The organism is Bacillus carboniphilus (genome assembly GCF_020524035.2).
Classification (GTDB): Bacteria; Bacillota; Bacilli; order Bacillales; family JAIVKR01; genus Bacillus_CC.
On the sequence record NZ_CP129013.1, the window covers coordinates 1,727,257 to 1,740,882 of the forward strand.

Sequence of the window (13,626 nt, forward strand, 5' to 3'; positions counted from 1 at the left end):
TCACTCCATTTTATAAAAATCAAAAATATGTATAATTATCTTTTTAAAAAGGATGACCCAAAATCATGATTTCGAGTCATCCTCATATGCTATATATCACTTACGATAAAACAGTCATAACATTCTTAACAGACGCAGCTGATTTTTCAAGCTGACTTTTTTCCTCTTCATGCAGATCTAATTCGATAATTTCTTCAATTCCGTTTCCACCTAAAATAGTTGGTACACCAAGGTAAATACCTTCAAAGCCATATTCACCTTCTAAATAAGCGATAGAAGGAAGAACTCTTCTTTGATCTTTTAAGATCGCTTCTACCATTTCAACAAGAGAAGCAGCTGGTGCATAATAAGCACTACCATTCCCAAGCAAACTAACAATCTCTCCTCCACCTTTACGCGTTCTTTCAACGATAGCTTCTAAACGCTCTTTTGAAATAAGCTTATTAAGTGGGATTCCTCCTGCGTAAGAGTAACGAACGAGTGGAACCATGTCATCACCGTGACCACCTAAAACAAAACCAGTAATATCCTTCACTGACAAGTTTAATTCTTCTGCAATGAACGTTCTAAATCTCGCCGTATCTAAAATACCTGATTGTCCTATCACTCGGTGCTTTGGAAATCCTGACTCTTTAAAAACCGTATAAGTCATAGCATCAACAGGATTGGTTAAAACCACAATTATACAGTTAGGTGAATATTTTACGATTTCATTCGTCACACTCTTCATTACTTTTTCATTGGTTTGCACAAGATCATCACGACTCATTCCCGGTTTACGTGCAATACCTGCCGTAATAACAACGATATCTGAATCAGCTGTATCTTCGTAATTAGAAGTCCCTTTAATATTTGCATCAAACCCTTGGACAGGTCCAGCTTCTAACATATCTAAAGCTTTTCCTTTTGTCGGGTTTTCATTTTGAGGAATATCGACTAACACTACATCTGATAACTCTTTTTGAGCGAGTAAAAACGCTGTAGTCGCTCCAGTAAAACCAGCACCAATGACAGAAACTTTTTTACGTCTATTCATTATATAGCATCCCCTTTGTTTACCTCTAAGTAATTGAAATAATTTCTCCCGATAGATCCTTGCGTTTGCTTTTAAAGATTAGCAATTAATTCATCAGCAAATTGTGAACATTTCACTTCAGTCGCCCCATCCATTAATCGTGCGAAGTCATATGTTACAACTTTAGATGCAATGGTCTTTTCCATTGATTTTGTAATCATATTTGCCGCTTCAATCCAGCCTAGATGTTCTAGCATTAACACTCCAGATAAAAGAACGGATGAAGGATTCACTTTGTCTAAACCTGCATATTTAGGAGCCGTTCCATGTGTCGCTTCAAAAATAGCATGTCCTGTTTCATAGTTAATATTGGCACCAGGTGCAATACCAATACCTCCAACTTGAGCGGCTAGAGCATCAGAAATATAATCCCCATTTAAGTTCATTGTTGCAACTACATCGAACTCGGCAGGTCTTGTAAGGATTTGCTGCAAGAAAATGTCTGCGATCGCGTCTTTAACGACAATTTTCCCTTCTGCTACGGCTTGATCTTGTGCTTTGTTAGCCGCTTCTTTTCCTTCAACTTCCACAATACGATCATATTCAGCCCAAGTAAACACTTTATCACCGAATTCTTGTTCAGCTAGCTCATAACCCCAATTTTTAAATGCACCTTCTGTAAACTTCATAATATTCCCTTTATGAACGAGCGTAACCGATTTTCTACCATGTTCAATGGCATAGTTAATGGCTGCTCTTACGATACGCTTAGTCCCTTCCTCAGAAACTGGCTTAATACCGATACCAGATGTTTCAGGGAATCTAATTTTGTTAGCACCCATTTCTGTTTGCAAAAATTCAATGACCTTCTTCACTTCATCAGAGCCTTTAGCATATTCAATCCCAGCATAAATATCTTCCGTATTTTCTCTGAAGATAACCATATCTGTGTCTTCTGGACGTTTGACAGGCGAAGGTACACCTTGAAAATAACGAACAGGACGTAGACATACAAAAAGGTCCAACTCCTGTCTAAGAGCAACATTTAAAGACCTAATTCCTCCACCAACTGGTGTTGTTAATGGGCCTTTAATAGCAACCATATATTCACGAATCATATTTAACGTTTCTTCAGGAAGCCATTCTCCAGTTTTATTGAAGGCTTTTTCTCCTGCTAAAACCTCTTTCCATACAATCGATTTTTTCCCATCATACGCTTTTTCTACTGCAGCTTCTAATACTCTAGATGCAGCTGCCCAAATATCTGGACCAATTCCGTCCCCTTCGATATATGGAATGATTGGTTGGTCGGGAACATTTAGCTGTCCGTCTTTAACTGATAATTTTTCACCGTTTGTCATGATGATTACCTCCTAATATGTAACTTGTTCGTAACGAATAGACTAGCCTCTCATGAAAGAGTATTTAAAATGAATGAGAAGCTAGTACTTTTTAAAAATTTACTATCTTTGATTAATAGGAACATAAGACTGTAAAGATGGTCCCGTATATTCAGCACGTGGACGAATTAAACGATTATTCTCGTACTGCTCTAGAATATGAGCTAACCATCCAGAAACACGACTCATTGCAAAGATTGGTGTAAATAAGTCATGTTCAATTCCTAAGCTATGATATACAGAAGCAGAATAAAAATCAACGTTTGGTGGTAAACCTTTCTCACCAGTAACAATTTCTTCAATTTTAATTGAAATATCGTACCATTTTTTTTCACCAGTTATTTCTGTTAACTTTTTCGACATTTCTTTAAGGTGCTTGGCGCGTGGATCGCCTTTTCTATATACTCTATGTCCAAAGCCCATGATTTTTTCTTTAGCCGCTAATTTTTCGCGGATAAATGGTTCAGCATTTTCAACACTGCCAATCTCAGTCAACATCTTCATCACTCGTTCATTCGCTCCACCATGAAGTGGTCCCTTTAAAGCTCCAATAGCAGCTGTTACTCCAGAATAAATATCAGATAGAGTCGCTACACAAACTCGAGCAGTAAAGGTAGAGGCATTCAACTCATGGTCAGCATGAAGAACTAGCGCTTTATTAAATGCTTCTACTTCAATATCTTTAGGCTCTTCTCCAGTTAACATGTAGAGAAAGTTAGCAGCATAACTGTAATCTTCTTTTGGCTGAATTGGCTCTTTTCCTTTACGAATTCTCGCAAAAGATGCAACAATCGTTGCTATCTTCGCTTGTAAACGAATAGCCTTTTTATAATTTGCTTCTTCATTCATTATATCTGCTTCTTTATCATATAAACCTAACATAGAAATGGCTGTACGCAATACTGCCATCGGGTGAGCGCTTTCATTTTCAAATGATTGGAAACTTGCAATAATTTCACTAGGTATCGTCATTTCTCTCATCAGTTGTTGTTTTAATGTACCTAATTGATCCTCTGTCGGAAGCTTCCCATGCCACAATAAATAAATAATCTCTTCAAAACTAGCATTTTCAGCTAGGTCATCAATGTTGTATCCAACATATGTTAGTTTGTCATCAATAATTGAACTAACTGCTGACGTTGTTGCCACTACCCCTTCTAAACCACGTGTCATTGTCATGTCCATCTCTCCTTTTACTGTAAATAAGACTAACCTAACCCCTTTTAGTAACCACTCGTCTTTCTCTCTAACTTAACACAAATAAGATATTGTTCAAAAAGTTTAGCGTGTCTGAGTTAACTAGTATCATTTTTGCTAACAAAACAGAAACTATTTGAAGGTAATGTTTATTTCCCCTATACTTTTTGAACACTTACAATAAGGTTCTCTAAATGTAAGCATACCAAAAAAATCATATTTTACAAAAAAGAAAATGCTTACATATTATTAGATTCATATTTAGACTTCAGTTACTAATTCTTATTTTTAAAATCAGCCTATCCCCATTATAAACAATAATCTGATAAATGTTAAATTTTTTAAAACTTTTCTGGCATTTTTCTTAAAATCATATGGTTTAGCATTTATTTTCCTTGTTGTAATATAATAAGTTTAAACGTATTTTCATAGGATACTTACTTAACTTTACATACATTTATATTAAAAACTACTAAATAATAAATCTTTCCCTCATTTTCCTTTTACTATACCCTTTCAAGTTGTAAAATATTTATAGTACGTGTTCAAAAAGTAGGGGAAAAAGGGCCGAGGAGAACGAGGCGTCCTGCTTATGAACGCAGGCTAAATTCAGCCACGTCGCGAGAGCAACGCCTGCGCTAGCCCGTCCTGGGCATCGAAGCACCACAGTGTACGTACAGAAGGATCACAGGCTAAGAACAACCACTTCCTGTGGTTAACGCCTGTGCTAGCACATCCTGTGCGTCGGAGGAGTGGAATAGCGAGACAACAAAGTTACTCGACAGCAATTTTTCATGACTTTTTGAACAACCTCTTATAGATAATCACTACTTTAAGGAGTGAAATGATTGAATAAACAATATTTATACATAACGTTACGGACGTTACTAGTAGGTTTGATATTAATTGGCGGTGGTTATTTAGTCTTATTCTCTGCTAAACTGACCTATCCTTTTATTATCGCTTGGGTTCTAGCTATTTTTATGAATCCACTTGTTAACCTATTAGAGAATAAAACAAAAATGAATCGAGGATGGTCCGTTTTTTCCTCTATTATTATTGTATTTACCATCATCGCAGGATTATTAACCTTATTAGTTGCAGAGATTGTTAACGGAACTGCTTACTTATCAAGAGTAGTGCCCAAAAATATTGAACAACTAAGTATATATCTTGAAAACTACTTTGTTGAAACAATCCTGCCATTATATAACGAAGTCACTTCTATCTTTAATAACTTGAACAACGGACAGCAAGAAACGATCTTGTCTAATATAAAAGGGATTGGAACTGAACTTACGACGACTGTTGGAAACTTTGTAACAACGTTTTTAAATAATATTCCTACTATCTTCAGTTGGCTACCAAATACAGCAACAGCCATTGTTTTCTCTTTTTTAGCTACATTTTTCATTAGTAAAGATTGGTATAAACTAAAAAAAATGATGGTCAACATCATACCTCGAAAAGCGATCTCAAGTGGTAAATCTGTATTCGACGAGCTAAAAAAAGCATTGGCTGGTTTTATAAAAGCACAGCTAACGTTAATTTCTATGACAGCAGTTATTGTGATGATCGGGCTACTCGTTCTTCAAGTTCCTTATGCCATTACCATTGCTTTATTAATTGGGTTTGTGGATTTACTTCCATATTTAGGTACAGGTCTAGTCTTTGTTCCTTGGATCATCTTCCTTATTTTCAGTGGAAATATACCTTTAGCGATTGGAATGAGCATTTTATATGTAATTGTCATGCTCCAAAGGCAATTCATGGAACCTAAGGTGCTGTCTTCGAATATCGGTCTAGATCCTTTAGCTACGTTAATTGCCCTGTTTGTCGGATTTAAACTCGTTGGTTTTTTAGGATTAATTGTTGGACCAGTCACGCTTGTCATTATCAATACCCTTTACAAAACGCGTGTCTTTCACGAAATTTATGAATTTATTGTCGGAAAACCTAAAGTAGATTGAGTAAGTGAGTAAAGGGATCTATGCAGGAGTATTCACGCCTTTTTTCATACAAATTATAATTTTCACAATCGTTATGTCTTTCAAGGAATTTACAGAATTCAAACAAAAGAAGAGTGCCAATTAAAAAATGAACACTCTTCTTTTCATTATTCATGACTTTAAATCCACTAACATTTACAAACGAAAAATCTTTATTCGATTATTGTTAATAAAATGGCGAATAATGCGAACAAGACCTGGTTTAATCATATTACGAGTAGTAGGGAATAATAAAAGAAAGCCCATTAAATCCGTAATAAACCCTGGGGTTAACAAAACGACTCCACCTACTAATATACACAAACCATCAAGAATCGTATCTTGAGGAATTAGACCCATACTCATTTCACCTTGAACTTTTCGAATCGTTTCTAACCCTTGTTTTTTCGCTAAATAAGCCCCCACGATTCCAGTAAAAATGATCAGTAAAACAGTTGGAATGACACCAAGGGTTTTTCCTGACAATATTAATAGTCCTATTTCCATAGCTGGCACGATAATCAAAAAGGAAACTAACCAACGCAATTTCCTTCACCTCACAATAAAGTAGATTTAGCAACATTATAAGCGGCTAATTTAGACTCGACAAGCACTTTATGTTCGTAAGTCACGGTATATTTTTCTAAATTAAAAACGAGAAAGGATTCATAACCACCCTTTCTCGTTTTAATCTTTAGACCTTACAGTACACTTGTATGACCTTGGTAAATCATTCCTTGATCAGCGTCAACCGTAATCTCTTGTCCTTCTTTAATTAATTCCGTAGCATTTTCTACACCAACAATGACAGGGATCCCTAGGTTTAGACCTACAACAGCTGCGTGACTAGTCAGTCCACCTTCTTCTGTTACAATCGCAGCCGCTTTTGTAGCATAGGCATCATTTCTTTTTCCGTACTATAAGAAACAACTATAAACGGATGATCTTGGTTAATCTCTTTTAAATCAGCAGCATTTTTAACAATAACCGCTTTACCAAAAGCAGATTTACGGCCAATTCCTTGAGCCTTAGCAAGTACATTACCAACAACATGAACTTTCATCAAGTTCGTAGAGCCTGATTCTCCTGCTGGGACACCTGCAGTGATGACAATTAAATCACCATGCTTGACAATACCTGTACTTAATGATTCTTGAACGGCAACATCCAACATTTCATCTGTTGATTCTGCTTGTTGTCCAATTTGTGCATGAACGCCCCATACTAAAGCTAACTTACGACATACAAAATCACAAGAAGTAACGGCAACAATTGGAACCTTTGGACGATACTTAGAAATCATGGTTGCTGTATAGCCACTAACCGTAGGTGCGACTATTGCAGAAACATTTAAGTTCGTTACCGTATGAGCAACGGATTGTCCAATCGCTTCAGTAATATTTGTTTCAATTTGTTTACTACGCTCTGATAAAATATGAGCATAATCTAACGATTTTTCTACACGAGAAGCAATATTATGCATTGTTTGAACCGCTTCTACCGGGTAAGAACCAGCTGCTGTTTCTCCAGATAACATAATTGCATCTGTCCCATCAAAAATAGCGTTGGCAACATCACTTGCCTCAGCACGAGTAGGTCTTGGATTACGTTGCATAGAATCTAACATTTGAGTTGCTGTAATAACAGGTTTACCTAGTTTATTACATTTTTTAATAAGCTCTTTCTGAACAAGTGGTACTTCTTCTGCTGGGATTTCTACCCCTAAGTCTCCTCTTGCTACCATTAAACCGTCAGAAACCTCCAGAATTTCATCAATATTATCGACACCTTCTTGGTTTTCGATTTTTGGTATGATTTGAATACCTGTTGCATTATTCTTTTCTAAAAGCTGTCGAATTTCTAACACATCTGAAGCACGTCTCACAAATGAAGCAGCAATAAAGTCAACACCCTGCTCAATACCAAACAAAATATCTTGAGCGTCTTTTTCTGTAATACCAGGTAAGTTGACACTTACTCCAGGAACATTAACACCCTTTTTGTTCTTTAATGTTCCACCATTTTTAACGGTTGTATGAAGCTCTTTACTCGCTTTATCTATGTCGTTCACTTCTAATTCGATTAATCCATCATCTAATAATATAGAAGAACCTTCATGTACGTCGTCAATTAACCCTTCATAACTAACAGAAATCTTCTCTTTCGTCCCACTTACTTCTGTCATAGATACAGTCAGCTTTGACCCTGCTTCAAGCTCAATTGCGCCATTTTCCATTGTATGTGTGCGAATTTCTGGACCTTTTGTATCAAGTAAAATCGCTACATGCTTCCCTAAATTTCCAGATGCTTCACGAATATTTTTGATTCTCGCCCCGTGCTCTTCAAAATCACCATGGGAAAAGTTAAGTCTTGTAACATTTAAGCCTGCTTCCATCAATTCTTGTAATTTTTCTACTGTCTGACTTGCTGGACCTATTGTACAAACTATCTTTGTTTTTCTCATTTTAAAAGTTCCTCCTGTAAACAATTATGGAAACGATACCAATACCTTTAAAGTCCACCTCAAAAACCCGAAAAAGAGAGGGAATAAAACATTACCCTCCTATAATGAAAATGTCTAACTACTAAACGTCATGACTTTTTTCACCTTGAGACTTTTGATTTTCTTTTTAAATGGACAATTCTTTAGACAACTGGTACATAGATGGTTCAATTGTATGTTTTTCATTTAAAATTTCAATAATATCATGGTTGATAAGTTGGTTCTTCTGAATTCCTACACAGCGTCCACCATTTCCATCAAGCAACAACTCAACTGCATAAGCACCTAATCGACTTGCTAACACACGGTCAAACGCTGTTGGAGAACCACCTCTTTGAATATGTCCTAAAACCGAGACTCTCGTTTCGAACTGGGTTTCTGATTCGATTTTTTTACCGATATCAATTCCACTTCCAACACCTTCAGCTACAACAATGATACTATGTTTCTTTCCACGTTCATGGCCACGCTTAAGTCGGTGAACGATATCTTGAAGATCATAGGTTGACTCAGGGATGAGTATAGACTCAGCACCACCTGCTAATCCAGACCATAGGGCAATATCCCCTGCATGACGACCCATCACTTCTATGACGTATGTACGTTCATGAGATGTAGCTGTGTCTCTAATTTTATCAATTGCATCTATAACTGTATTTAATGCTGTATCAAAGCCAATTGTGAAGTCTGTCCCTGGAATATCATTATCAATTGTACCTGGTACGCCCACACATGGGAAACCATGCTCTGTTAATTTTTTTGCTCCCATATAAGAGCCATCTCCACCAATGACAACTAACCCTTCAATACCGTGCTTATTAAGCTGTTCAATACCTTTTTTTTTGTCCTTCTACTGTTTTAAATTCTGGACATCTTGCTGTAAAAAGTTTTGTTCCACCACGGTGAATAATATCCCCAACTGATCCAAGTTCGAGCTTCTCAATTTGTCCAGATATTAATCCTTCATAGCCATGATAAATACCAAAAACTTCTACTCCTTCAAAAATAGCTTTCCTTACAACAGAACGAACGGCAGCATTCATTCCAGGAGAATCGCCACCACTTGTTAGTACTCCGATTCGTTTCATAATTTCACCTCAAAACAGAAATGACTTAAATAGGGGTTCATATACCTATTACAATTACATGCTATTTACAAGCCTCTATCATTATACACCCAAAACAGATAAGAATTAAGTGACAAATGTTAAAAAAACAATCATAATATCATGTAAGCGCATTCAAGTCAACTATAAACAACTTTTGAGGAATTAGGGAAAGTGCCATGCTCTTTACACAATATCATTGTTAAATAACTTAACAAAATATTGCCCAAAAACGCATGGCTCCTCCTTAGTCTATCCCTATTTCAACATTATTATTAGATGAAAGGGTACCAATTTGTTTATATTTTTTATACCGTTCTTCCACCAGTTGATCTTTTGATAATGGTAGAAGCTGATTTAAAGATTTCAATAAACATTCTTCAATAAAGATTGACTGCTCCTCTATATTTAAGTGGGCGCCCCCCCTTAACTTCTGGAACCACATCATCGATTACACCTAACTCTTTTAAGTCTGGAGCGGTAATTTTCATAGTTTCAGCTGCTTTTTTAGCCAAGCTGGAATCCTTCCATAATAAAGCAGCTGCTCCTTCTGGCGATATAACAGAGTAAGTAGAGTTTTCTAGCATAAAGAGATGATTCCCTATTCCTAAGGCTAAAGCACCGCCACTTCCTCCTTCTCCGATTACAATACAAATGATTGGAACCGTCATACCGGCCATCTCCATCAAGTTTTTAGCGATCGCCTCACTTTGTCCACGCTCTTCTGCTGCTTTACCGGGATAGGCTCCTTTCGTATCAATAAAACAAATAATAGGTCTTTCAAATTTATTCGCTTGTTTCATTAACCTTAATGCTTTTCTATAACCTTCTGGATGTGGCATACCAAAGTTTCGTTTAAGGTTCTCTTTCGTATCTTTCCCCTCTCTGATGACCAATTACCGTAACCGGAAGACCTTTGAACTTAGCCACTCCACCTACAATGGCTAAATCATCTCCAAATAACCGATCCCCATGGCATTCAATAAAATCAGTAAATATATGGTTAATATAATCTACTGTTGTCGGTCGCTGAGGATGACGAGCCAGTTGAACTCGATCCCATGGTGATAAGTTCTCATAGATTTCTTTTTCAAGGTTTTGAAGACGAGTTTCTAACCGCGCAATTTCTTCATTTAAATCTACATCTGACTGTTCGGTATATTCCTTGAGCTCTTCAATTTTTTTACGCAGATCAATAATCGGCTTTTCAAATTCTAATTCTCCAGCCAAGAACTTCCCCCCCTAGGACGATGAATATCTAAAAGCATCGTTAATATAGTCTTAAAGTCTTTACGATGAATCACTTTATCTAACTGACCATGCTTCAGTAAAAACTCAGCCGTTTGGAAATCATCAGGAAGTTCTTCCCGTATCGTTTGTTCAATAATTCTTCTACCCGCAAAACCAATTAAAGCTCCTGGTTCAGCAAAATTATAATCACCTAAAGAAGCAAAACTTGCTGAAACTCCTCCCGTAGTTGGATGAGTCATAATAGAAATAAATAGTCCACCACTTTGATTAAAGCTTTCTAAAGCACAGCTCGTCTTCGCCATTTGCATAAGACTAAGAACTCCTTCTTGCATTCTAGCCCCACCAGATGCTGTAAATATAATGAATGGGTAGCCTTTTTGTTTCGCCATTTCAATGGCATTCGTGATCTTCTCCCCTACCGCAGAGCCCATGCTCCCCATACGAAAACGAGCATCCATAATAGCGACTACAACTTTAAATCCATTGATTGTTCCTTCTCCAGTCACGACTGCCTCATTTAATTTTGTTTTTAATCGGTCCTTTTCCAGTTTATCCATATAATTTGGGAAGTCGAGTGGATTTTCAGAAGTTATATGAGCGTCATACTCTATAAAACTGTTTTCTTCGAACAGACTCTGGATTCTTTCCCCTGCATTCATTTGCAAGTGATAATCACAATGAAGACAAACCTTTTGGTTTTTGACTAATTCTTTTGTCATCATAATCTTCTTACACTTTGGACATTTTGTCATAATTCCTTCAGGAACATCCTGTTTGGATTCCTCAGATGGAATGGTTGCGTATTTTCGTTTCTTCACAAATATATTTTTAATCACCTTTGCCCCCCCTTTAATGGTGTTATTCCTGTTAAAAACGGACTAGATTCTTTAAGTGCGTGTTCAAAAAGTAGGTAAAAAAGGACGCTGAATAGAAAAGCTGAAACCCTTTGTTCACGCTAGGGCGAGCATAAGGCGGGGAGAAAAGAAAGATGTTCTTTATCTTTTGTTCTCACTGACTTATGACCTCGAGGGTGTAAGGGTTGAAGCTAGACAAGAACGAGGCTGTTTGCTCTATGGAACGCAGGCTAAGTACAGCCACGTCGCGAGAGCTAACACCTGCGCTAGCACCTCCTGTGCGCATGAAGGAGCGGAAAAGCAAACCAACAAAGTTATTCAACCGACATTTTTTAGAACTTTTTGAACAACCTCTTTAAGGAGATGTATTCATAAGCACTATCCACTCTATCTCTATCCTCATCATTAATTGCATCTAATAATGCCCGATGGCGTTCAGTAGGCTCTTCCAATGAATGTGATAAAGCTTCCATAATATATTCATTTAAAACAACCCAGATGCGGTATTTTAAGAAGTTATTCGCTTGTCTTAAAATTTCTTCCATCCACTCGCGTTCATTATCCACTTGACTAGAAATAGTGATAGGGAGCCGTTCTTTGTTTCTATCTAAAAAGGAATGAATAGCATCTATTTCTAATAATTCATTTAAAGCTAACATGTCTGTTAGCGCCTTTTTATCTCCTAAAATAAACGTTCCTAACACACGAACGAGGTGGTGATCATGAAAGTCTTTTAAGTACGTCCCTTCCCCTCTTCTTGTTTCTATTATCCCTAACAACTCGAGCGACCTTAAGGCTTCTCTGACAGATGACCTACCTACTTGCAACCTACTTGCAAGTTCCCTCTCTGAAGGGAGTTTGTCACCCGGTTGCAAACTGTCTGATTGAATAATAGTACGAAGCTGGTTAACAATTTGTATATAAACTTTAGATTTTAACGTTGTCACTAACCTCACTCACTTCACTATCAATCATCGAAAGTTGTCTTGTTTTTGTGATGATTTCTTCTGGGTCTACTTCAATTCTAGCAACACCTGTTTCCATTGCTGTTTTTGCGACTGCACCTGCTACTGCTGGAGCAACTCGTGGATCAAAAGGGCTAGGAATGACATATTCCGAAGATCTCTCCTCCTCACTGACTAATGAGGCAATGGCTTCCGCAGCCGCCATCTTCATTCTTTCATTTATGTGTGTTGCCCGAACATCAAGTGCACCTCTGAAGATGCCTGGAAAAGCAAGAACATTGTTCACTTGATTCGGAAAATCTGAACGTCCAGTTCCCACGACTTTAGCACCCGCCTCCATTGCTTCATGAGGCATTATTTCAGGATTAGGATTTGCCATAGCAAATATAATTGGATCTTTTTTCATCGTTTGAATCATACTTCTTGTTAAAGCACCTTCTACTGAAACACCTATAAAGACATCTGCTCCTTCAAGAACCGCCTCTAATCCACCTTCTACCTTATTTACATTTGTATAATTTGATACTTCTTCCTTTATACCATTCATTCCATATGGGCGCCCCTCGTAAATCGCACCTTTGGAATCACACATAATAATATCCCTGACACCATAGCGATGAAGTAGTTTTATAATTGCAATTCCTGCAGCACCCGCTCCATTTGCAACAACTTTTATGGAAGAAAGATTACGATTCGTCAACTTTAAAGCATTAATTAAAGCTGCAACAGTAACAATAGCCGTACCATGTTGGTCATCATGAAAAACAGGAATGCTCGTTTCTTTTTTTAATCTCTCTTCAATGGCAAAACAACTAGGAGCAGCAATATCTTCTAAATTAATTCCACCAAAAGTAGGTTCAAGTAATTTAACCGTACGAACGACTTCTTCGACATCGGTTGTATTTAAGCAAATAGGAAAAGCATCTACACCAGCAAAACTCTTAAATAGAACAGCTTTTCCTTCCATCACTGGTAAAGAAGCATCTGGACCAATGTTCCCTAGACCTAAAACGGCCGTTCCATTGGAAACAACCGCCACCATGTTCCCTTTCATTGTATAATCATAAACTTTTAATTGTTCATCATATATTTCTTTACAAGGTTCTGCTACTCCTGGAGAATACGCTAAACTTAAATCCTTTGCATTTCTTACAGGAATTTTGGCTGTAGTTTCTAACTTCCCTTTACTCGTTTGATGAATATGTAATGCTTCTTCTCGTAAAGACAAAAAACCACTCCTTATTTTTTAATATTTCATATATAGGCTGTTAACCGAAAATGTTTTCAATCTATCATTATTAGATATTTTAAGAAAGTTAATTAGTGGTCTGACCACTAAGACGCTTA

Annotated in this window: 10 protein-coding genes and 2 pseudogenes; 1 reads left to right on the plus strand and 11 read right to left on the minus strand. The window is 37.1% G+C overall.

The features are described 5' to 3' along the window. Positions 1-100: 100 nt before the first annotated feature. The 3 genes from mdh to citZ all read right to left on the minus strand — a co-directional run bounded on the left by mdh (position 101) and on the right by citZ (position 3,594). Positions 101-1,039: a malate dehydrogenase gene (gene mdh / locus LC087_RS08830; RefSeq protein ID WP_226539283.1), complete on the minus strand. Its 939-nt coding sequence runs from the start codon at positions 1,037-1,039 to the stop codon at positions 101-103. Between the two features lie 68 nt (positions 1,040-1,107). Then, complete coding sequence (gene icd, locus LC087_RS08835; RefSeq protein ID WP_226539198.1) at positions 1,108-2,376, minus strand: NADP-dependent isocitrate dehydrogenase; 1,269 nt, start codon at positions 2,374-2,376, stop codon at positions 1,108-1,110. Between the two features lie 102 nt (positions 2,377-2,478). Continuing rightward, positions 2,479-3,594 carry a citrate synthase gene (gene citZ, locus LC087_RS08840; RefSeq protein ID WP_226539197.1) on the minus strand — a complete coding sequence of 372 codons (1,116 nt, stop codon included), beginning with the start codon at positions 3,592-3,594 and terminating at the stop codon, positions 2,479-2,481. A gap of 866 nt (positions 3,595-4,460) precedes the next feature. Here citZ and ytvI point away from each other — a divergent pair. Beyond that, positions 4,461-5,582: a sporulation integral membrane protein YtvI gene (gene ytvI / locus LC087_RS08845; RefSeq protein ID WP_226539196.1), complete on the plus strand. Its 1,122-nt coding sequence runs from the start codon at positions 4,461-4,463 to the stop codon at positions 5,580-5,582. A 174-nt stretch (positions 5,583-5,756) separates the two neighbouring features. On the opposite strand, the gene LC087_RS08850 is transcribed toward ytvI, so the two are convergent. From LC087_RS08850 to LC087_RS08880, 8 genes and pseudogenes are all read right to left on the minus strand, one after another. After that, positions 5,757-6,146, minus strand: a complete 390-nt coding sequence (locus LC087_RS08850; protein ID WP_226539195.1) for an FxsA family protein — start codon at positions 6,144-6,146, stop codon at positions 5,757-5,759. A 155-nt stretch (positions 6,147-6,301) separates the two neighbouring features. Continuing rightward, positions 6,302-6,475, minus strand: coding sequence for a PEP-utilizing enzyme (locus LC087_RS19665; protein WP_371932692.1), 174 nt, complete (start codon positions 6,473-6,475; stop codon positions 6,302-6,304). Then, on the minus strand, positions 6,469-8,064 hold the full coding sequence (gene pyk, locus LC087_RS08855) for a pyruvate kinase (RefSeq protein ID WP_371932670.1): 1,596 nt from the start codon (positions 8,062-8,064) through the stop codon (positions 6,469-6,471). The genes LC087_RS19665 and pyk overlap by 7 nt, the downstream gene beginning before the upstream one ends. A gap of 166 nt (positions 8,065-8,230) precedes the next feature. Further along, positions 8,231-9,191, minus strand: a pseudogene (gene pfkA, locus LC087_RS08860) (6-phosphofructokinase). A gap of 265 nt (positions 9,192-9,456) precedes the next feature. After that, positions 9,457-10,439, minus strand: a pseudogene (gene accA / locus LC087_RS08865) (acetyl-CoA carboxylase carboxyl transferase subunit alpha). After that, the gene (accD, locus tag LC087_RS08870; RefSeq protein WP_226539191.1) at positions 10,424-11,296 is read right to left on the minus strand and encodes an acetyl-CoA carboxylase, carboxyltransferase subunit beta; all 873 of its coding nucleotides are present in this window, start codon (positions 11,294-11,296) and stop codon (positions 10,424-10,426) included. The pseudogene accA and the gene accD overlap by 16 nt, the downstream one beginning before the upstream one ends. A 350-nt stretch (positions 11,297-11,646) precedes the next feature. Next, positions 11,647-12,261 (minus strand): FadR/GntR family transcriptional regulator, encoded by a 615-nt coding sequence (locus LC087_RS08875; RefSeq protein ID WP_226539190.1) that lies wholly within the window; start codon positions 12,259-12,261, stop codon positions 11,647-11,649. After that, complete coding sequence (locus LC087_RS08880) at positions 12,242-13,507, minus strand: NADP-dependent malic enzyme (protein WP_226539189.1); 1,266 nt, start codon at positions 13,505-13,507, stop codon at positions 12,242-12,244. The genes LC087_RS08875 and LC087_RS08880 overlap by 20 nt, the downstream gene beginning before the upstream one ends. Positions 13,508-13,626: the final 119 nt, after the last annotated feature.